Source organism: Amycolatopsis sp. NPDC043889 (assembly GCF_056435645.1).
On record NZ_JBWKEC010000001.1, the window covers coordinates 666,312 to 686,390 of the forward strand.

General features: G+C 65.4%; 19 protein-coding genes. 7 read left to right on the forward strand and 12 right to left on the reverse strand.

Features of this window, described 5'->3' with window-relative positions:
- Positions 1 to 119 precede the first annotated feature (119 nt).
- Both AC0685_RS03345 and AC0685_RS03350 read right to left on the reverse strand, forming a co-directional pair.
- Positions 120 to 509, reverse strand: coding sequence for a hypothetical protein (locus AC0685_RS03345; RefSeq protein WP_478224031.1), 390 nt, complete (start codon positions 507 to 509; stop codon positions 120 to 122).
- Positions 506 to 1,795, reverse strand: a complete 1,290-nt coding sequence (locus AC0685_RS03350) for an HK97 family phage prohead protease (protein WP_478224032.1) — start codon at positions 1,793 to 1,795, stop codon at positions 506 to 508. The genes AC0685_RS03345 and AC0685_RS03350 overlap by 4 nt, the downstream gene beginning before the upstream one ends.
- Positions 1,796 to 2,087: 292 nt before the next feature.
- Here AC0685_RS03350 and AC0685_RS03355 point away from each other — a divergent pair, with 292 nt between their 5' ends.
- A complete protein-coding gene (locus AC0685_RS03355; protein WP_478224033.1) occupies positions 2,088 to 2,813 on the forward strand; it encodes a TIGR02391 family protein in 726 nt (241 codons plus the stop codon).
- A 662-nt stretch (positions 2,814 to 3,475) separates the two neighbouring features.
- Here the strand turns inward: AC0685_RS03355 and AC0685_RS03360 are convergent.
- The 3 genes from AC0685_RS03360 to AC0685_RS03370 form a co-directional block, all read right to left on the reverse strand.
- On the reverse strand, positions 3,476 to 4,012 hold the full coding sequence (locus AC0685_RS03360; protein WP_478224034.1) for a hypothetical protein: 537 nt from the start codon (positions 4,010 to 4,012) through the stop codon (positions 3,476 to 3,478).
- A gap of 245 nt (positions 4,013 to 4,257) precedes the next feature.
- Complete coding sequence (locus tag AC0685_RS03365) at positions 4,258 to 5,370, reverse strand: helix-turn-helix domain-containing protein (RefSeq protein WP_478224035.1); 1,113 nt, start codon at positions 5,368 to 5,370, stop codon at positions 4,258 to 4,260.
- Positions 5,371 to 5,592: 222 nt separating this feature from the next.
- Entirely contained in the window at positions 5,593 to 5,928 is a 336-nt protein-coding gene (locus tag AC0685_RS03370; RefSeq protein WP_478224036.1) for a hypothetical protein, read from the reverse strand.
- Between the two features lie 160 nt (positions 5,929 to 6,088).
- Here AC0685_RS03370 and AC0685_RS03375 point away from each other — a divergent pair, with 160 nt between their 5' ends.
- Together AC0685_RS03375 and AC0685_RS03380 are read left to right on the forward strand one after the other, a co-directional pair.
- The gene (locus AC0685_RS03375) at positions 6,089 to 6,568 is read left to right on the forward strand and encodes a glycine-rich domain-containing protein (RefSeq protein WP_478224037.1); all 480 of its coding nucleotides are present in this window, start codon (positions 6,089 to 6,091) and stop codon (positions 6,566 to 6,568) included.
- Positions 6,568 to 7,446 carry a phosphotransferase gene (locus AC0685_RS03380; RefSeq protein ID WP_478224454.1) on the forward strand — a complete coding sequence of 293 codons (879 nt, stop codon included), beginning with the start codon at positions 6,568 to 6,570 and terminating at the stop codon, positions 7,444 to 7,446. The genes AC0685_RS03375 and AC0685_RS03380 overlap by 1 nt, the downstream gene beginning before the upstream one ends.
- A 272-nt stretch (positions 7,447 to 7,718) precedes the next feature.
- On the opposite strand, the gene AC0685_RS03385 is transcribed toward AC0685_RS03380, so the two are convergent.
- From AC0685_RS03385 to pdhA, 3 genes are read right to left on the reverse strand one after another with little or no spacing between them, the layout of a single operon-like run.
- On the reverse strand, positions 7,719 to 9,050 hold the full coding sequence (locus AC0685_RS03385) for a dihydrolipoamide acetyltransferase family protein (protein ID WP_478224039.1): 1,332 nt from the start codon (positions 9,048 to 9,050) through the stop codon (positions 7,719 to 7,721).
- A gap of 16 nt (positions 9,051 to 9,066) precedes the next feature.
- Positions 9,067 to 10,059 carry an alpha-ketoacid dehydrogenase subunit beta gene (locus AC0685_RS03390; protein WP_340688517.1) on the reverse strand — a complete coding sequence of 331 codons (993 nt, stop codon included), beginning with the start codon at positions 10,057 to 10,059 and terminating at the stop codon, positions 9,067 to 9,069.
- 1 nt (position 10,060) lies between these two features.
- Positions 10,061 to 11,266, reverse strand: coding sequence for a pyruvate dehydrogenase (acetyl-transferring) E1 component subunit alpha (gene pdhA, locus AC0685_RS03395; RefSeq protein ID WP_478224040.1), 1,206 nt, complete (start codon positions 11,264 to 11,266; stop codon positions 10,061 to 10,063).
- 373 nt (positions 11,267 to 11,639) lie between these two features.
- On the opposite strand from pdhA, the gene AC0685_RS03400 reads away from it, so the two are divergent.
- The gene (locus AC0685_RS03400) at positions 11,640 to 13,052 is read left to right on the forward strand and encodes a M20/M25/M40 family metallo-hydrolase (protein ID WP_478224042.1); all 1,413 of its coding nucleotides are present in this window, start codon (positions 11,640 to 11,642) and stop codon (positions 13,050 to 13,052) included.
- A 235-nt stretch (positions 13,053 to 13,287) separates the two neighbouring features.
- On the opposite strand, the gene AC0685_RS03405 is transcribed toward AC0685_RS03400, so the two are convergent.
- The 3 genes from AC0685_RS03405 to AC0685_RS03415 are packed head-to-tail and all read right to left on the reverse strand — an operon-like array spanning position 13,288 to position 16,748.
- Positions 13,288 to 14,130, reverse strand: a complete 843-nt coding sequence (locus AC0685_RS03405) for a transglutaminase family protein (RefSeq protein WP_340686119.1) — start codon at positions 14,128 to 14,130, stop codon at positions 13,288 to 13,290.
- Entirely contained in the window at positions 14,127 to 15,074 is a 948-nt protein-coding gene (locus AC0685_RS03410; protein ID WP_378366479.1) for an alpha-E domain-containing protein, read from the reverse strand. The genes AC0685_RS03405 and AC0685_RS03410 overlap by 4 nt, the downstream gene beginning before the upstream one ends.
- A gap of 12 nt (positions 15,075 to 15,086) precedes the next feature.
- Positions 15,087 to 16,748 (reverse strand): circularly permuted type 2 ATP-grasp protein, encoded by a 1,662-nt coding sequence (locus tag AC0685_RS03415; RefSeq protein WP_478224044.1) that lies wholly within the window; start codon positions 16,746 to 16,748, stop codon positions 15,087 to 15,089.
- A gap of 148 nt (positions 16,749 to 16,896) precedes the next feature.
- Here AC0685_RS03415 and AC0685_RS03420 point away from each other — a divergent pair, with 148 nt between their 5' ends.
- The 3 genes from AC0685_RS03420 (at position 16,897) to AC0685_RS03430 (ending at position 19,338) form a co-directional block, all read left to right on the forward strand.
- A complete protein-coding gene (locus AC0685_RS03420) occupies positions 16,897 to 17,706 on the forward strand; it encodes a basic amino acid ABC transporter substrate-binding protein (RefSeq protein WP_478224046.1) in 810 nt (269 codons plus the stop codon).
- 76 nt (positions 17,707 to 17,782) lie between these two features.
- A complete protein-coding gene (locus tag AC0685_RS03425) occupies positions 17,783 to 18,586 on the forward strand; it encodes an amino acid ABC transporter permease (protein WP_125679484.1) in 804 nt (267 codons plus the stop codon).
- The gene (locus AC0685_RS03430; protein WP_340686123.1) at positions 18,583 to 19,338 is read left to right on the forward strand and encodes an amino acid ABC transporter ATP-binding protein; all 756 of its coding nucleotides are present in this window, start codon (positions 18,583 to 18,585) and stop codon (positions 19,336 to 19,338) included. Before AC0685_RS03425 ends, AC0685_RS03430 begins: the two co-directional genes overlap by 4 nt.
- Here the strand turns inward: AC0685_RS03430 and AC0685_RS03435 are convergent.
- Complete coding sequence (locus AC0685_RS03435; RefSeq protein WP_478224048.1) at positions 19,335 to 20,078, reverse strand: ESX secretion-associated protein EspG; 744 nt, start codon at positions 20,076 to 20,078, stop codon at positions 19,335 to 19,337. The two genes, AC0685_RS03430 and AC0685_RS03435, sit on opposite strands and share 4 nt — an antisense overlap.
- Between the last annotated feature and the right edge of the window lies 1 nt (position 20,079).

The following is a 20,079-nucleotide window of genomic DNA, read 5'->3' on the forward strand; positions in this document are numbered from 1 at the left end:
GCGACATGCGTCCAATACCCGCACCCTCGAAATTTGGCTTCTCAATACGCAGAGTTTATTTCCCAAGAATTGGGATAATTTTGCACCGCGGCCGGCGATGGGCAAGACAAATTCGGTGCTCATTTACGGAAGCGGGCGTTTCCGACCGTTCCAGCGCGGTCGCGGTGTAGCAGTAGCACGTCCGCGCCGAGTAACCGCCGTTTCTTCACGTCTTCGTAGAATCGCCTGATCTTGTCTCGCCAGTATTCGGCGTCATCATGTGTAGCGCCCATGTCTGGGTCATCCGTCCAGACAACGGGGACGGCGAATGCTTCGCACGATGCGCAGACAGCGACGTCGTCGCGGTGGCGGTCGGCGCACCACATTGCCGAACATTCGTAGCAGCGAAGCTCGATCAGGTCGTCGGAGATAAGTCGCCGTCGTGAGCGCGGCGCCATGCCCGTGTCGGTGAGGTCGATCTCCGGCGGGGTGATCGTTCCCCATCGCCAGAACCGCGCGGGCCATTTCACGCGGTCACCCGGACAGCCTGAACGGCGGACTTGTCGGCAAGAACGGTGTCGGTGAACCGCGCGGACACGGCTAGCCGGAAAAGGTCTTCTTCGAAATCGCCGGGAACATTCTCGGCGAGGCGGATATCCGGCGCCTGTCGCACACCTACGCCTACCATCGTGCCGTCCAGGAGCACGGCCGTGCCGTCTGTGGCGCCGTGAATGCGCACGATCGGAGGCAGTTCCTCGCGCTGATCACGGGTAAGCGTGTCACGCAGGTGGTGACGGACGTCGCAGGAGACCAGCAGTGCGGTCGCTTCGCCGAGTACCTCGACGCGCGCCATCGCGGCGGACAATTCGGTGAAGGTGAGCGCGGCAAGTGTGGCCACCTGCGTCACGGTGCCGTTGCCGATCAGGCCCTTGTGTGGCTCGGAGGCGGTGGGGATGCCGTGCAGCAACGCGGCATCCATCGCGCGGCCCACATCGTTGAGGCAGGAGCGTTCGAACGCGGCCAGCACGTCCGGGCCGAAGTCCTCGCGAACGTCCTCAGGCAGTCGACGTTGAATACCGACCTTCTCCGCCCGGCGCTCCTTCATGAGCGCCTTGAGATCTACATCCGCGAGCGGATAGACACCGCCCACAGGGACATAGCGCGCTGCCTGCTCCCGGCTCACTGGGGGAATCGCCGGGACCCGAACGAAACCGCTGCGGTCGAACGATGTCGCGGTGACCGCGTTCAGCACCCGCGAGTTGTAGTCCCGCACCGTGAGCGGTCGCGTGGTCGGTGTGCCTGCCCCGGACAGTGGCATCTCGGTAATCGACCTCGCGGCAAGTTCATCGGCGCCACCGTAGGCACGCGCCTTGTGCAAGTCGTGCATGGGATTGCCGAAAATAGTTAAATACTTCGGGCTGTCGATAACCATTGAGTTAGGGGTCTCCTTCGAGTCAAGAGCAGCAGCAAGCGCACGAGCATTGCGTACGGGACGAGCAGGGCGGTTAATCGGTCGCGGGCCAGCTATGAAAACGATGGAAGACGAGCCGATCACACCGCGTCGCGTCAACTCGCGCACATCTCGGCCGGTTGTTGTATCGGGCAATTCGAAAGCGAACCGTTCGCCACTGATCACCAGACTCCCGCCCGTGGTGCGGGCCATCACCTTCGAGACATCACCACCCATGGTGGCCGCGATGTCGCCATAGTTCGCCACGAAATTCGGTAAGGAAGCGTCCGTACCCGTGACGTAGTAGTCATCGCCCACGCGGTGGAGCACCAGCGAAGCCCTGCCGGACGAAAGAACTTCAGACATCAGAAACCCCTTTAACAGGACTCACACAGCGCTTAAATGGCGAAATCACGCCCTTAACAACGATTCACGACCAGCGGTTTCCCGGAACACGAAGGCGGGACCTGCGAAAACTCACTTCAAAAAACGGACTCGCACTCAGCGCGTGTGCAAAAAGGGGCCGGGGTGTTCTGGACGCCGCAGGGCGCTGAACTTTCGCCCGCCCTCCCCCGCGCGTCGGCTGGATCTGTGACTATCCTGTCGCGAGTCCGGCGCGTCTCCGCAAGGTCGCCAGGGCCGCGTGCAGTATGTCTGCATGAAACCCGACGATGCCGCCGACCGCCTTCGCGCGCTGCGCACCGAAGCCTCACACCTGCCAACCTCCACGAGTTCTGCGGAGTTCAATTCCTGGAATCTTCGCGTTCAGTCAGTTCTTAACCGTGCCCTAGGCGAAACCCATCACATCACTGAAACATTCTTAGACATCCGATGGACGCCAACGATGTACACAATGGGAGACAACTCCGCATTCATTAACACCTTTCGAGCGACTATCCCCGAGGCGCAAGGTGTCCTTGACGCTGCCATCGCCGAACTTGATTTGCTGGCAGACGACACGCCGATCGCCGACGAGTCAGGAGTTGATCCCGAACTGTGGGAGCATGTTGCACCGGAGATACAAGCCGGAGCTTGGGGCAAGGTTGCTAGTCAAGCGGTGATCTTTACCGAGGACAGGGTAAGGAAGTGGGCGGGCCGCCCAGTCGGCGAAGTAGGCAAGGACCTTGCGGTTGCCATATTCGGCAAGGCTGGTCAATTTCAAATGGGAAAGACCGAAGGGGAAACTCAGGGATGGCAACTATTCGCGCAGGGTATAGCTCAAGCGCTGCGCAATGTTGATGCACACCGCATTCAGGACCGGCCTGATCATAAACGCTATGCGTTAGGTCTTGTCGGAGCGTGTTCGTTGCTTCTTACCCAAATGAGGTACGAGCATGGAAATCGGTTCAGGGACACGGCCCCTGCAAGCAGTGGCAGCGAGTAAGGCCGGTCTTCTCTAGGCAAGTGGCCTGAAGGTGCGTTTTCATCTTCAGTCTTGGCCTGGGGTAGCCGATGCACGGGACCTGCAAGCCGCAGGGCTAGGACGGAGGTCGACCGCAACCCGGCGCGCAGGGAACACGCGACCGCAGTCACGGCAGCTTGCCCGGCTGCACGGTTCATCGCTCGTCGGACTGCCTGCCGGACGCGGTCACCAGCCGTACGGCGATGGCCACCCCCGCAGCGCTCACAGTGAGCGGCACCGGGAACGGCCGTCCGGGGACAGGTCATGCACGCACGTCGCAGCATGAGCAGCCCCAGGGATGTTCGCGGCCTCTACTTACTTCAGTGGCGGTGGGGTGACATCCGACCAGGCAAAACGCCGCCCTGTGGCGCACGCCACACCAAGAAGTGTCGAAGTGTCGATTCAAGCCCTTTTCTGTATTCCCCTTAGAGCGAAGAGAGCTATATAAGACCTAGAAACACCCATATTTCGACACTTTGACACTCCGCCCCCCGCGTCCACCCGCAGCACGGCCCGTGTCGCATGTCGATTCCACCCATGTATCTATAAATACTACTAACCCTTAGAGAAGAGAGAGATAGAGGGTTATATGACCTGATAGGTACACGGGTGGAATCAACACGATGCCTCTGTCCTGCGTGCTGTCACCAGTCGGTGGGGTGCCCGCTGCCCCCGCGCTCCAGGTCCGCGTACACCGCGTCGAACCACTCCCGATGAAGAGTTCCCCGCAGGACTCGGTAGGCGGCTGACCGCGACACGCCATGCTGCGCGGCGATCTCAGCTACCGACCCCGCAGGGCTTGCCTCTCCCGCGTCTGCCGCCAGCTCGAACCGAGCGAGATCCACAATGCACGAATCAGTGAACCGCTTCGGCTGGTTGTCTGGGTCGTGTCTCTTCGGAAGAGAGCGCCCCTCTGCCTTGATCGCTCGACGCCACCGCGAGTACTCCAGCCGCCATGTGTGGCCATACACGGCCCGGTAGATCGTTGTTGTGCTCACCTTGTACTCACGGGCGAGCGACGGCAGTGAACGGCACTCCTCCCAGTACTTGACCAAAATGGCGCGGACGTCGTCCTTGCTGAGCTTCGCGCGGGGCTTACCACGTCGACCGTTCGACTTACCCGCGAGCGGACTACGCCGCCCCGTGGACTGCCCGATAGCGGGCCTGAGAATTACTGTCATGACATCCCTCTTGCGGGGCCACCTCCTGAATGTGTCGTATCCTGACTGGACGCTGCCTACTAGTTCAGGGGCGGTAAGGGGACATGCCGACAGGGGCCCGCGGCCGGCGAGGTCGTCTTCCCAGGTCAGGGCCGTGCATCATGTTCGTGGGTGAGGCTCGGCCTGACGAGCACACGAAGGGGTTGCCAGCTATCGTCGGCAATTTTACGACGGCGACCAGTCCGCGCTGCGTCTATAAAATTCCCTCAATTGATAAGCTGCTCAATTTCTTCGACGCGACGTGTCAAGCGGGTGGAATTGATTCCAGTTGAAGTGGTTCGGGCATCCTCGATGACGTCACGTGCGGCATCTAGTTCGCCCGCGCGAGCGTAGGATTCGGCTAGCCAGGTTTGATACAGGGCGATTTCACGCACGTGACTGGCTTCGTATCCATCGATGGCCTTGGCGAGTAGTGGAGCAGCCTCCGCAGGCTGTCCAATTTCGATGTAGCAGCGACCGGCCATAACGTTGATCTCGTCACGATTCAGCCAGTAGACCCATTCCGGTTCTTTGATTCCAGTGGAGCGCGCTTCGTAGGCGTCGTCTACGGCATCCAGTGCTCTACGCGCAGCTTCGGCGTCCCTGGACCTGGCCGCAGCCCAGGCCACGCGCTCAAGCAGCAATGCCTTGGCAACGGGTGTCGCGCGCTCGGCGCCCTTAACGGCAGTCTTCGCTAACAGGGCCGCATCGACAGGGTTTCCCACGTTTGTCATCTGGTATGCGAGCGAGGAAAACAGTTGGCCCGCAAGCGCCTGGTCGTCCGCGTCTCGCGCGGCGGAGACTCCGTCCAGGTAAACCCGCTGAGCTTCCTGATAGTGCCCTGCGTCGCTAGCGACCCAGCCGACAAGTTGAGAGAGTTCGCCAACCGTGACCAGGAGACGTTTACCGATGTTCTCGGAATAGCTCCCGAATTTCACGATCTCCATTGTATCCGCCAATTCCCGGTGAACGATCGGCATGAGATCTCCTCCGCCGATTGTGTCGTCCAGGTAGCGGAGATCGATAACCCGCCGTTCAATCTCGGAAGTCAGGCTTTCCCCGACCCGCCGTCCAGAGGTTCGGTGCACAGTGACAGGCGTGTCTGCCACAAGCCACTCGTGTGCCAGTCGAAGAGGGTCTTGTTGCGGGCCGTAGAGAGCCTCCGCCGAGACATTGAGCGCGCGTGAATATGCCGTCACATGCTCCGGCCTCACGGTCCGTTTGCCGTTCTCCAGGAGGCTCAAGTAGGGCTTGGTGTAGTTGGTCTTGGCGGCCATCGCGGACAGGCTGAGGTCGGCGGCCTCGCGTGCCGCCCGCAACCGCTGCCCTAGCTCAGCCATGCCCATCCACCACGTCTGTAAACCCTTGTAAACAGCAGCTCTATTCCAATCACGGCGTGTGATGACCAGGCTACCTGATGGGAACAGGTCACCTACGCAGCCGGAGGATGGAGATGACGGCACTAGACGACAGACCTCGGTGGCTCACCAAGCGGGTGTTCGCGTCGCGTGCGGCTGCGTACGAGTGGCATGCCTTTATTGACGGCCTAGCGCACAGCTACCTCACTGTCCAGGTTGAAAATGAATGGCCACCCCTTCTGACACCCTGGTGCGAGGAATCGCAGGCATACCCACTGAAACATGATCGAGCGAGCGTGACGCTTCATCGTGTTCGACCCACCCCGGACCAGATCTGCGGTGGCTGTATCCACCGAGTGCGCGCAGCGAACCAGGAAGCACGCCGTGGAGAGGCGTGATCGAGAGCTTTTCGCTCGGCTTGCTCGGATCAACCACGAATACGGCGACATCGTCCTTCATCTGTTGTCGATTCAGTACGACGAAACGGAATTCGCGCGGAGCCTGCGGACACTCGGTGAAGCCCACACCCAACTTGGCCACGAACTCACAGAGCGGGCGGCCGAGTTGACTAAAGGGCTCGAACCCTAGGCGCCCGGTCGACGCAGCCGTGCAGCCCCCCGAACGGGTGCGTCGGCTGGGTTCCACGTCTTTGACGTGGCAACGAAATGGTTCATGAAGAGGAGAGAGAATGACTATCACCGTGGAAGAAATCACCGGGCAAGGCCTTGTCTCCGAGAAGCTGTTCAACCGGCTCGTGAACAAGATCTCCAAGGAACACGACATGACGCGCGAGTTCGCCGCACGGATCATGGATCAGGCCCTCGCGTATCTCGGAGCCTGTTCCGGGGCGTCCGAGCCGCTGTCTCCGAGTGAGACCGTCGACATCGGCTGGCACACCTTCATTCTCTACACGCGCGAGTACGCCGCGTTCTGCGACCGCGTAGCAGGCCGGTTCATCCACCACGAGCCCACCGACACCGGGGCCATCCCCATCACGAAGACTCCGAAAGATTCGATGAGCGCGACCATGAAGGCTCTCCGCAATGCCGGGTACGCCGTCGATCTTCCGCTGTGGACCGCGTCAGCAAAGTGCAACCAGTGCACGGACGGGTGTACGCACTCCGGCGGCGACACAGGATGCCACCAGTACCAGGTTTGCGCTGATACGGTCCCCGCGTGATGGAGCGATTCACCTGGGATGACCTACCGGCCACCATCCACAGCGCGGTCCAGGCGCGCCTTGGTTCCGTCACCGTCGTGCGAGAGATCGAACAGGGGCAGAACTGCAATGTCGCTCTCATGCTGCGCGGTGATCAGGGAGACATCTTCCTGAAGGGGGTCCGAGGAGTCAGCCCACAAATGCGCTGGCTTCGGAACGAGTCCGGGGCCGGAGAACTCGCTCCCGGAGTAGCCCCAGCGACCCGGTTCAGCGAAGACATCGACGCGGAGGCTCCCTGGCTTATCGTCGGCTTTGAGTACGTCAACGGTCGTCCCGCCGACCTGTCTCCGGAATCTGATGACCTCGCGACCGTCGCCACGACAGTTGCCAGGATCAACGAGCTTTCCGGCGAAGCAGCGCAGCCCCTCAGCAAGCGCTGGGCGTCCACTGACTGGTGGACCAAACTCGCGGCCGAGGCCCCGGACAAGGTCGCGGGATTCAATCCCGACGAACTGACCGACTGGTGCCGTGCGACCCCCAGCCTGATCGAGGGGACCGCTCTGCTCCACACCGATCTCCACGAGCACCAGTTCATGATCAACGATGACTCATCGTCCGTGCGGGTGATCGATTGGGGGCGGCCTGCATCGGGCGCGGCATGGGTAGATACAGCCTTCTTGGTCGTGCGGCTCATCGCGGCGGGCCATGAGCCGGGCGAGGCTGAGGAGTGGGCGTCAACGGTGCCGTCGTGGTCCGAGCGGACGGATAAGGCAGTTACTGCCTTCGCCTGTTATGTAGCTGGACTGTGGAGCTACCGAGCCGCGACAACTCCGTTCCCCGGCGCCACCAGGCTCGCCACCGCTGCAAGGCAGTATGCCCGGCACCGCCTGACGAGCTAGTTCAAGCGAAGCACCGGGGACCGCAAGTCGTTCGTGATGCCCCCGTTCTCGTGCCCACGCTGCGCAGGTAACGAACAAGGCCCCCCACCTGGGCAAAGGTGGGGGGCCTACTGCTCGTCTACCGGTACACGCTGGGTACACAGGAGCACCGATAAGGGCCGGTAGCGACCGGTACTAACAGGAGCGATTTTCGCTGGTCACCGACCCTTCCGGCGCGTTTGCGCAGGTCAGAAACCGGCCATTAGTGAAGGGGGCCTTCACGGACTTTTGGGTCAGTAGGTGATCGCGACCGCGGGGTCGGCCAGCAGAGCGCCGACGTCGGCCAGGAACTCCGAGCCCTGCTGCCCGTCGACCACGCGGTGGTCGAAGCTCAGCGAAAGCTGGAGCACCTTGCGCACCTTGATCTCGCCGTCGACCACCCACGGGGTGTCCTTGATCGCGCCGAGGCACAGGATCGCGGACTCGCCGGGGTTGATGATCGGCGTCCCGGTGTCGACGCCGAAGACGCCGACGTTGGTGATGGTGATCGTGCCGCCGAGCATGGCCGCCGGGGTGGTCTTGCCCTCGCGGGCGACGTCGGTCAGCTCGGTGAGCGCGATCGCGAGTTCCTTGAGGGACATCGAATCCGCGTCGCGGACCTTGGGCACGACGAGCCCGCGCGGGGTGGCCGCGGCGATCCCGAGGTGCACGTAGTCCTTGTAGACGATCTCCTGCGCGGCCTCGTCCCACACCGCGTTGACGTCCGGAGTGCGCTTGGCCGCCAGGCAGACGGCCTTCGCCGCGAAGGTCAGCGGGGTGACCTTGACCCCGGCGAACTCGCGCGACTTCTTGAGCTTCTCCCGGAATTCCATCATCGGCGTCACGTCGATGGTGAGGAATTCCGTGACGTGCGGGGCGGTGTAGGCGCTCTGCACCATCGCGGCGGCGGTGGCCTTGCGGACACCCTTGATCGGCACCCGGCGTTCCCGCGTCGCGGGGTCGTAGCCACTGTCCACACTGGACACAGCGGCGGCCGGAGCGGCGGAACCGTTGGCGGCCGCCCGCACGTCGTCACGGGTGATGACGCCGCCCTCGGCGGTGCCGGTGAGCGCGTGCAGGTCGACGCCGAGGTCCTTGGCGAGCTTGCGCACCGGCGGTTTCGCCAGCGGCACGTATCCGCCCTTCGGTTTCGAAGGGGCGGCAGGTTCGGGCACCACAGCCACCGGGGCGGCGGCCGGAGCGGCCGGAGCCGCGCCCTTGCGCGCACGCCGTTGCGTGACGACGGCCTTGGAGCCGTAGCCGACCAGCGGCTTCATCTCCTCTTCCGCCGGCTCTTCCGCCACGGGGGCGGCGGTGGGTGCGGGGGCCGCCTTGCCGTCCGGGTCGACGTCGATGGTGAGGATCGGCGCGCCGACCTCCACCGTCTGGCCCGGTTCGACGAGCAGTTCGGTGATCACGCCCGCCCACGGGATGGGCAGTTCGACGGCGGCCTTCGCGGTCTCGACCTCGACGACGATCTGGTTCACCGTGACCTTGTCACCCGGCTTGACCTGCCAGGCGATGATGTCGGCCTCAGTCAGCCCTTCGGCCGTGTCGGCGAGGGGGAATTGTTTGTACTCGGGCATTTCAGGAACTTCCCCCTTACCAGGCGAGTGAACGGTCGACGGTGTGCAGCACCCGGTCCAGGTCGGGGAGGTAGTGCTCCTCGAGCTTGGCAGGCGGGTACGGCGTGTCGAATCCGGTCACCCGCAGCACGGGGGCTTCCAGCGAATAGAAGCATTCCTGCTGCACGCGCGCGGCGATCTCCGAGGTCAGCGACGATTCCGACGGCGCCTCGCTCAGCGCGATGAGCCGCCCGGTCTTGCGCACCGACTCGAACACCGGCTCCAGGTCGAGCGGGGACAGCGTCCGCAGATCGATGACCTCGAGCGATTTGCCCTCGTCCTCGGCGGCGGCCGCCGCGTCGAGCGCGACCTTCACCGACGGGCCGTACGCGACGACGGTGGCCGTGGTGCCCTCGCGGACGACGCGGGACTTGAACAGCTCGTCCGGCGTGGCCTCCGTGTCGACCTCGGACTTCATCGCGCCCGAGTGGTACAGCTTCTTAGGCTCGAAGAACAGGATCGGGTCGTCGGACTTGATCGCCTGCTGGATGCCCCAGTAGGCGTCGACGGCGTTCGAAACCGACACGACCTTCAGGCCGGGGATGTGCGCGAACAGCGACTCCGGCGACTCCGAGTGGTGCTCGACCGCGCCGATGCCACCACCGAACGGCACCCGGATCACGATGGGCATCTTGATCTTGCCCTGCGTCCGGTAGTGCAGCTTCGCGACCTGGCTGGAGATCTGGTCGAAGCCCGGGAAGATGAAGCCTTCGAACTGGATCTCGCACACCGGGCGGAAACCGCGGACGGCGAGGCCGACCGCGGTGCCGATAATGCCCGATTCGGCCAGCGGCGTGTCCAGGACGCGCTGCTCGCCGAAGTCCTTCTGCAGGCCGTCGGTGATGCGGAAGACGCCGCCGAGCTTGCCGACGTCTTCACCCATGATCAGGACCTTCGGGTCCTCTTCCATGGCGCGCCGGAGGCCGAGGTTGATCGCCTTGCCGATGGTGAGTTTCTGGAGGTCGGCCATTTCAGTGCTCACCCGCCCCGACGAAACCGTCCAAGTAGGACAAGTACTCTTCGCGCTGCGCGTCCAGCAGCGGCGTGGATTCCGCGTACACGTTGGAGAAGATCCGGTCCGGTGGTGGCTCGGGCATGTTGAAGCAGTAGTCGCGCAGCTCGGCCGCGAACGCGTCCGAATCGGCCTGCACCTGGTCGAAGAACGCCTGGTCGGCGCCGCCACCGCGGGCGAGGTACGCCCGGACGCGCTCGATCGGGTCCTTCAGCTTCCACTCCTCCAGCTCGTCGGAGAGCCGGTAGCGGGTGGGGTCGTCGGTGGTGGTGTGCGCGTCCATCCGGTAGGTGAACGCCTCGATCAGCACCGGGCCGTTGCCGTGGCGGCACTCCTCCAGCGCCCAGCGGGAGACCGCGAGGCAGGCGAGGACGTCGTTGCCGTCCACGCGGATGCCGGGGAAGCCGTAGCCGCGGGCGCGCTGGTACAGCGGCAGGCGCGACTGGCGTTCGGTGGGCTCCGAGATCGCCCACTGGTTGTTCTGGCAGAAGAACACGAGCGGCGCGTCGTAGACGGCTGCCCAGACGAAGCCTTCGTGCACGTCGCCCTGCGAAGTCGCTCCGTCACCGAAGTAACAGATGGTCGCTTCGCTGTCGTCGTCGCCGACCTTGCCTTCGAACTTCTGGCCCATCGCGTAACCGGCGGCGTTGAGCACCTGGTTGCCGATCACGATGGTGTACGGGTGGAAGCCGTGGGCCTTGTAGTCCCAGCCGCTGTGATCGGTGCAGCGGAAGATGCCGAGCACCTCTTTGAGGTCGACGCCGCGGGTGTACGCGACACCGTGCTCGCGGTAGCTGGGGAACGCCATGTCCCCCTTCCGCAGCGCGCGGCCGGAGCCGATCTGCGCGGCCTCCTGCCCGAGCAGCGGCACCCAGATGCCGAGCTGGCCCTGGCGCTGCATCGCGTTGGCCTCGCGGTCCGCGCGGCGGACCAGGACCATGTCGCGGTACAGGCCCTTGAGGGCTTCTGTGTCGATGTCGTCGACGTAGCGGTCGAATTGCGGCGAAGAGATCCGTTCGCCTTCGGGGGTGAGCAGCTGAGTCAGCTCAGCGCCACCTTCGCTCGTTGCTCGCAAACCGGCGATCACCTGTTCGGGGGAAGGCTGCGCCGCTACGGCGGCGGGACCATCTCCAGGCTCCGGGTGCGTCCAGTGTTCGGACGGCATGCGCTGCTCTCCTTGATGTCGGCGCCTCTGGCGGCCACTTGTGGCGGCCACAGTGACTGCGCCGGCGGGGACCAGCGCGTCGGATCTGAAGCGCTGGGTCACCATCGGCGTTGACGGTTCGTGCGGACATCCTGGCATGCCGGACGCGGTTTTGGTCAGTGGCGGATGCTGATTTGTTGCTGAGAAAGGGTGCCTGATCAGGGAAAATGCTAGGAAGCCCGAGTGTGGGGCCGCCGAAAGTAGGGAATTCACCCGCGGGCCGACCAGCGGACGACTCGTCCGGACGGGTGTCCTGCCCGGCTTGGCCGATGACGATCCGTGCCCGCCGCTGTGATCCATCACACCCTCCGCGACCCGTGGCAGGATGGCGGACGTGGAGCAGAAATCCGTACGCGAAACCGTGGTTTCGAACTGGACGAACGACGTCCTTCCCAGCCTGTCCGGCCTGGTGGCGATCCCCGCCTTGTCGCCGGCGTTCGACTCCGAGTGGGCGAAGACCGGCCATCTGGCCGCCGCCGTCGAGCATGTCCGTTCCTGGATCGCCGCACGGGAGATCCCCGGCGCGACGCTCGAGGTCGTGGAGCTCGAAGGCCGCAGCCCGTTGCTGGTCGTCGACATCCCGGCGACGTCCGAAGCGGCCGAAAAGGGCACCGTGCTCATGTACGGGCACCTCGACAAGCAGCCGCCGGTCGGTGGCTGGTCCGAGGGGCTCGACCCGTGGACGCCGGTGATCCGCGACGGGCGCCTGTACGGCCGTGGCGCGGTCGACGACGGCTACTCCGGCTACGCGGCGACGACGGCGATCGAGGCCGTGCGCGCCGCCGGTGGCGAGCACTCCCGCGCGGTCGTGCTGCTGGAGACCGGTGAGGAGTCCGGCAGCCCGGATCTGCCCGCCTACGTCGAGCACCTGAAGGAGAAGCTCGGCGCGGTCTCGCTGGTCGTCTGCCTCGACGCCGGCGGCACCGACTACAAGCGGCTGTGGCTGACCACCAGCCTGCGCGGCATGCTGCACGTCAACGTCACCGTGAAGGTGCTCGAGTCCGCACAGCACTCCGGCATGGCCAGTGGCATCGTGGCGAGTTCGTTCCGCGTCCTGCGTGCCCTGATCGACCGGATCGAGAACGTCGAGACCGGCGAGATCAAGCTCGCCGAGCTGAGCGTCGACATCCCGGAGAACCGCGTCGAAGAGGCTCGCGGTGTCGTCGAGATCGCGCCCGGCGCGGCGAAGACGCTGTTCCCGGTGGTCGGCCGGACGGTCTCGGACGACGACCTGGAACTGCTGCTCAACAACTCGTGGCGGCCGACGCTCTCGGTGATCGGTGCGGCGGGCTTCCCGCTTCCGGCCGACGCGGGCAACGTGCTGCGCGACAGCACCACGCTCACCCTGAGCTTCCGCCTCCCGCCGACGGCCGACGCGAAGGCCGCGATGGAGGCGGTCCGCCGCGTGCTGACCACCGACGTGCCGTACGACGCTTCGGTGGAGCTCGGCGATTTCCAGGCCGAGAACGGCTGGAACGCGCCGGACACCGCGCCGTGGCTCGACGACGTCCTGCACCACGTGAGCGGCGAGGTCTTCGGCGCGCCGCACAAGAGCTTCGGCATGGGCGGATCGATCCCGTTCATGGGGCTGCTCGGCGAGAAGTACCCGGACGCGCAGTTCGTGGTCACCGGCGCCTGCGGGCCGGACTCGAACATCCACGTGCCGGACGAGTGGCTGAACATCGACTTCGCTCAGCGGGTCACCGAAGCGGTCGCGCACATCCTGGACGCGCACGCGCGCAGTTGAGCGCCGGGTTGTCGTGAGTGATTTGGGTCGTTGGTATGTGAATCATTGCAGGTAAGGCTGGTGTGATCGGTGGTGCACGTGGTCAGTGCCTGGGATGCCGTGAAGGCCTCCTTCCCTACCCTCACAGTAGGGAAGGAGGCCTTCACGGCGTCAGAACCGGCATTCTCATCCCACCCGCGAGCGGGCGCGCAGCGCCCCATCTCAAGTTCTGACGACCCAAATCACTCACGACAGCTCACGTCAGCCGGGTCAGCTGCACTGAGACGTCCAAAGTGGACTGACCGCCGCCGGTGAAGATGCCCTTGAGCGGCGGCACGTCGGCGTAGTCGCGGCCGTACGCGACCCAGACGTGCCGCGGCCCGACCGGGATCGCGTTCGTCGGGTCGTAGGCCCACCAGCCGCCGGTCCACACGTCGACCCAGGCGTGGCTCTCGCCTTCGACCGTCTCGCCGAGCTTCGCCTCCGGTTTCGTGTGCAGGTAGCCGGAGACGTACCGCGCCGGGACGCCGATCGCGCGCAGCATCACCAGCGTGACATGCGCGAAGTCCTGGCAGACCCCTTCGCGCGCACGCCACGCGTCGGTCGCCGTGCTGTGCACGCCGGTCGTCCCCGGCTGGTACTTGAGCTGCTGGTTCACCCATTCGCAGACCGCGAGCACGGCCTCCGCCGGGTCGAGCCCCTTCCGCAGTTCGCGCGCGACCTTCGACAGCTCCGGATCGCGCGGCGTGTACGGCGTCGGCGTCAGGTACTCGGTGCGGTGGTCGACGACGGTGTCGCTCCGAAGGTCCTTCCACGTCGCCGAGCGGACCGGCTCGCCTTCGTCGGCCGTCTCGACCACCGACGTCGCGAGCACGGTGAACTCGGTGTGCGGCGCGTGCAGGTCGAACGAGGTCACGACGGTGCCCCAGTAGTCCGTGTACCGGTAGGCGCGGGTCGCCGGCGTCGTCTCGACGCGGTTCACGACCGTGGTCTGCCGCCGGTCGGAGCGCGGGGTCAGCCGCGCCTCGTTGTACGACTGCGTGGCCGGTGTCGCGTACCGGTATCCGGTCCGGTGGGCCACCCGAAGCTGCCAGGTCACAGCGAAACCTCCGCACCGCTCCAGGCCACCCAAGGCGACGAATGGAAGTACTGCACCGAAACCGCGTCGCCGATGTCCTTGATCGAAGTCTGCAGGGCGCCGAGCCGTTTCGGCAGGTCCTCCAGCAGATCCGATGGCCGCAGGAACTCCAGCTCGCTGCGCGCGCGGCCGAGCTGCCGCAAGGCCTCGGACTTCTCGTTGGCCCGCGAGTTGACGCCGGGGTCCAGCCGCTCCAGGCATTCCTCGGCCTGCCGCAGCGCGTGGAACACCGAACGCGGGAAGAGCGTGTCCCGCAACAGGAACTGCACGACCCGGCCGGCGTCGAGCGCGCCGCGATAGGTCCGCAGGTAGGTGTCCTGCGCGCCCGCCGAACGGAGCACCGTGATCCAGCCGGGTGACGACGCGCTGTCCTGCACTCGCGAAAGGAGCAGCCGTACGACCATGTCCGCGCGTTCGACCGACCGCCCGAGCACCATGAACAACCAGCCGTCGTCGCGGCTCATCGTCGAATCCGCGAGCCCGGCGAACATCGCCGCCCGTTCCTCCACGAAGGACAGGAACGCGTGCGGCCCGGCCCGGCGCGCGTACCGCTGCCTGTCCGGCACCGCGTTCCACGTCGCGTTCAGGCATTCCCACAGCTCGGTCGAAACGACCTCGCGGGCGCCGCGCGTGTTCTCGCGGGCGGAGTTGATCGAGCCGACGATCGACGCGGGATTGTCCTTGGCGTAGGCGACCAGTTCGGTCAGCTTCCACACGTCGAGGGTGTCCATGCCCTCCGGGGTGATGCCGAGGACGGCGAGCAGCTGGCGGCTCGCGTGGTCCGGGTCGACGCTCGCGTCTTCGAGCAGCTGATGCACGGAGACGTTGAGGATCCGGGAGGTGTCATCGGCGCGTTCGACGTACCGGCCGATCCAGTACAGCGATTCCGCGTTGCGGGCGAGCACATCAACCTCCCTTTATGCCTGTTGCTGCTGTTGCTGCTGGGTGGTGGTCAGCTCGGGACCCTGTTCGGCGACCAGTCCGTCCACTTGGGACAGTGCGCCGAGTGCGGGGCGCTCCAACTCCCGCTCCGCCGTCGAGGATCGCGGCGCCAGCACCCAGGTGTCCTTGGAGCCGCCGCCCTGCGACGAGTTGACCACCAGGCTGCCCTCCGGGAGCGCGACCCTGGTCAGCCCGCCCGGCAGCACGAAGATGTCCTTGCCGTCGTTGACCGCGAACGGGCGGAGGTCGACGTGCCGCGGCGCCAGCCGGTCGTCCACTTTGGACGGAACGGTGGACAGCTGGACCACCGGCTGCGCGATCCAGCCGCGTTTGTTCGCCCGGACCTTCCGCTTCAACGCGGTCAGCTCGGCCTGTGTCGCGTCCGGGCCGAACACGATGCCGTACCCGCCCGAACCCTCGACCGGTTTGATCACCAGCTCGTCCATGTGCCGCATGACGTGGTCGAACTCGTCCGGCAGCCAGCACCGGAAGGTGTCCACGTTGGGCAGCAGCGGCTTCTCGTTGAGGTAGTACTTCACCATCTCGGGCACGTAGGTGTAGACGAGCTTGTCGTCGCCGACGCCGTTGCCGACCGCGTTCGCGACCACCACGTTGCCCGCGCGCGCCGCGTTCAGGATCCCGGCCACGCCGAGCACGGAATCCGGCCGGTAGTGCACCGGGTCGAGGAATTCGTCGTCGATCCGCCGGTAGATGACGTCGACCTGCTGCTCGCCCTCGGTGGTGCGCAGGTAGACGACGTTGTCCCGGCAGAACATGTCGCGGCCTTCGACCAGCTCGACCCCCATCAGCCGGGCCAGCAGCGAATGCTCGAAGTACGCGGAGTTGTGCACGCCGGGCGTGAGCACGACGACCATCGGGTCGGCGACGTTCGCCGCGGCCGCGGCCCGCAGCGCGCGCAGGAGATGCGAGGCGTAGTCGCCGACCGGGCGGACCCGGTGCTGGGCGAACAGGTCCGGGAACACGCGCGCCATCGTGCGGCGGTTCTCCATGACGTACGACACGCCGGACGGGTTGCGGAGATTGTCTTCCAGCACCCGGAAGGTGCCGTCCTCGTCCCGCACCAGGTCCACACCGGACACGTGGATGCGGACGCCGTTGGGCGGGTTGATCCCGAACGCCTCGCGCTGGAAATGCTCACACGAGGTGATCAGCCGTCGCGGGAGAACGCCGTCGCGCAGGATCTGCCGGTCGCCGTACACGTCGGCGAGAAAGGCCTCGAGCGCGCGGACCCGTTGTGCCACACCGCGTTCGAGTTTGCTCCATTCGGCGGAGGTGATCACGCGCGGCACCAGGTCGAGCGGGAACGGGCGTTCCTGGCCGGACAGCGAGAACGTGATGCCCTGGTCCACCATGGCCCGGTCGATCGCCGCCGAGCGGGACGAGAGGTCGGCCGACGTCAGCGCGGAGATCGATTCGTACAGCGCCCGGTACGGCTGGCGGACCGTCCCGTCCGCCGTGAACATCTCGTCGTACGCGCCCGCGTGCGGCCGGGACGGCGAGAGATAGCCGTCGAACTGCGCCCCGGGCCTCGCCGCGCGCCGCGCCGACGTCGTCGTCCGTGGGCGGCGGCCCGCAGGTGGGAGCCGCGGCGCCGGGTTGTTGTTCATGGTCGCCATACTCGCTCACCCTGCCATGCCGGCGCGATACCTCATGCAACGCCCGTGACGGCCGAAACGGCGCTGTAACGTCGCAGTGCTGTGCTTGCCGCCGGATGAGTGGCAATATGCGTGCTCTCGACACATGGGAACTACGAGGAGTGACGACGTGGCTCGATTCAAAGCGCTCGCCCTGATCCCGGCGCTCGCCCTGGCCGCGGGTGCGCTGTCCGCGTGCGGCGAGGAAGGCGGAACCGCGGCCGGCGGCGTCCAGCTCGTCGCGTCCGGCAAGATCACCACCTGCACGCACCTGCCCTACCAGCCCTTCCAGGTCAAGCAGGGTGACAAGATCGTCGGTTTCGACGTCGACCTGGTCGACCTGGTCGGCAAGAAGCTGGGTGTCGAGCAGAGCATCGTCGACATCGCCTTCGAGACCATCGAGTCCGGCGAAGCGATGAACACCGGACAGTGCGACCTCGCCGCCGCGGGCATGACGATCACCGACAAGCGCAAGGAGAAGTTCGACTTCTCCGACCCGTACTTCGAGGCGACCCAGGCGTTGCTGGTCAAGACCGGTTCGCCGATCAAGGACCTGTCCAACGTCGCGGGCAAGAAGATCGGTGTCCAGTCGGCCACCACCGGCGCCGACTACGCCAAGGAGAAGGCCGCCGGCGCCGAGATCGTCACCTTCGACGACCTCGCGCTGCTGGAGCAGGCCGTCAAGAACGGCACGGTCGACGCGGGCGTCAACGACAACGGCGTGCTCTACGACTTCGCGAAGACGAACCCGGACACGACGGTCGTCACCGAGTTCAAGACGAACGAGTTCTACGGCATCGGCGTGAAGAAGGGCAACAGCGCCCTCCTCGGCCAGATCAACGAGGTGCTCAAGGCCGCCGCGGCGGACGGCTCCTACGCGCAGATCTACCAGAAGTGGTTCGGCAAGGCGCCGACCTGGCAGCCGGGCGGTGCCGCCTAGCACTAGTTTGAAGCCGCCCTGTGGCCGGTGCCAGCGCACCGGCCACAGGCTTGTCGCCACCTGTTTGAGGAGAGAAATGGCTCTGAGCCGCCGCCAGCGACGTTCGGCCTTCCGGACCGGGCAGTACGTCCTGCTGCTGGTGATCGTCATCGTGCTCGCGCTGCTGGCCGACTGGAGCCGGATCGGCAAGGCGTTCTTCGATCTCGAAGTCGCCGCCAAGCAGTTCCCGGACGTCATCACCGTCGCACTGAAGAACACCATCGTCTTCACCGCGCTGGGCTTCGCGCTCGGCCTCGGGATGGGCCTGCTGCTCGCCCTGATGAGACTTTCCTCGGTCGGCCCGTACCGCTGGTTCGCGCGCGGGTACATCGAGTTCTTCCGCGGTCTGCCCGCACTGCTGATCTTCCTCGCGGTCGGCATCGGCGTGCCGACCGCGTTCGACACGACCCTGCCGCGCAACGTCGCGATCATGCTGGCGCTGGGTATCGTGTCGTCCGCCTACATGGCGGAAACCATCCGCGCCGGTATCCAGGCGGTGCCGCGCGGGCAGGTCGAGGCCGCGCGTTCGCTCGGCATGTCGCCGGCCCGCACGATGATCACCGTCGTGATCCCGCAGGCGTTCCGGATCATCCTGCCGCCGCTGGCCAACGAGCTGATCATGCTGACGAAGGACTCGTCGCTGGCGTTCCTGCTCGGCACCACCCCGGCGCAGCAGGAACTCGCGCAGTTCAGCCGTCAGGCGCTGCTGGAGGCCAAGGGCCTGACCCCGATCGTCGTCGCCGGTCTGTGCTACCTGGTCATCACCATCCCGCTGTCGATCCTGCAGCAGCGGCTAGAGAAGAAATACGGAGCCGGAGTGCCCGGCGGAGGAACGGTATGAGCACCCAGACGATCGTCGAGGTTTCGGGACTGCACAAGGCGTTCGGCGAACTCGAAGTGCTCAAGGGCATCGACCTGCACGTCGAGCGCGGCCAGGTCGTCTGCATCATCGGCCCGTCGGGTTCGGGCAAGTCGACGCTGCTGCGCTGCGTCAACCTCCTCGAGGAACCGCAGCAGGGCAAGATCGTGGTCAACGGCAGCGAGATCACCGATCCGGACGTCGACATCGACGGCGCCCGCACGAAGATCGGCATGGTCTTCCAGTCGTTCAACCTCTTCTCGCATCTGAGCGTGCTCGAAAACCTCACCGTCGCGCAGCGCAAGGTGCTGAAGCGTGGCAAAGACGAGGCGGAGCGCATCGCGCGGGAAAACCTCGCGAAGGTCGGGCTGGCGGAGAAGGAGTCTTCGCTGCCGACGCAGCTTTCCGGCGGGCAACAGCAGCGCGTCGCGATCGCCAGGGCGCTGTCGATGAACCCGGACGTCATGCTGTTCGACGAACCGACGTCCGCGCTCGACCCCGAACTGGTCGGTGACGTCCTCGCGGTCATGCGGCAGCTCGCGCAGGAGGGCATGACGATGCTCGTCGTCACGCACGAGATGCAGTTCGCCCGAGAGGTGGCCGACATCGTGCTGTTCATGGACGGCGGTGTGGTCGTCGAGCAGGGTTCGCCGGACCAGGTGATCGGGGACCCGCAGGAGGAACGCACGAAGACGTTCCTCTCGCGGGTCCTGAATCCGAACCACCAGGGCTAGCGTCCCCGCAGCTGCGACTCCAGTTGGACGACCTTCGCGACGATTTCGTGCGGCCCGGCGCCCATGAGGCTCACCCAGCCCTTGGCGTCCGGGCCGAACACGACGCGGCCCTGTTCGGTGTCCATCCAGCCCGGTGGTCTTTCGACGCGTTTCCGGTTGCCGCCACCATCACGGATGGCGACGTAAAGCCTGCCGAAGAAGGTGTGCGGCGACCGGATCCACTGGAGGATCTTCTTCGCGTCACGGATGCTCGGGCCGGTGCCGGTCAGCATTTCGCCCTTCATCAGGACCTGCAGATCGTCTTCCGAACAGTTCAAGGACGGCGTGCGCGCGGCGGGAGCCTCGGGGAGCAGGCCGGTGAAATCCTGCGCCAGTGTGTCCGGCCGCGTCGGCGTCAGGTAGACGACTTTGTCGACCAAGACCACCGTGACCGCTTCCCGGCCACTTCCCGCGGCGCGAACGGTCCGCTCACGCCCTTCGGACTTCACCCACGAGTAGTACTCCACTGCCGGCCGCTGCAGAAATCGCAGCGTGTCGAGGAATTCGTCGTCGATCCGGCCACGGGTGAGCAGTCCTTGTCTGTCCAATTCGGACTTTGCGGTGGCCGCGAGCTCGCGGCGTTCCTCGGGCAGATACCACTGCGCGCCGCGGACGAGGGTCGGGTGGATGTCGCCGAGATTGTGTTGGTCCAGCAGGGTTTCGTAGGTCTGGAGTGTGAGCTCGACGGGTTTCCGCAGCACG